Below are 264 nucleotides of genomic sequence, written 5' to 3'. Positions count from 1 at the left end.
CAAACGCGGTGACGGTTGGGGCGATACCAAGGGTGAGCCCCTGACCCGCTTCAGCCTTTATGCCGACATGACCGTGGAATCGGGTCGCGAAGAGGTGCCGAACTCAAAGCAGTACATCTGCGACGCGTACAACAAAAAGGGCAAATGCACCGACGGACATTGGACTGACCCGCAATATGTCTACGCTACCAGCCGCTATGCGAGTTGGCAGGGGTGCGTCGAAGCGAGGCCTTATCCCTACAACGACGACGACACGACGCCGAC

At 58.7% G+C, this 264-nt stretch carries 1 pseudogene; it reads left to right on the top strand.

What is annotated here, in order from left to right:
• Positions 1-264, top strand: a pseudogene (locus EOD29_RS32500) (hypothetical protein); the annotation flags it as partial.

The organism is Mesorhizobium sp. M1A.T.Ca.IN.004.03.1.1, assembly GCF_003997555.1.
Taxonomy (GTDB): Bacteria; Pseudomonadota; Alphaproteobacteria; order Rhizobiales; family Rhizobiaceae; genus Mesorhizobium.
Note: the sequence above shows the minus strand (reverse complement) of the source record. Positions and strands in the feature narration are given on the sequence as shown.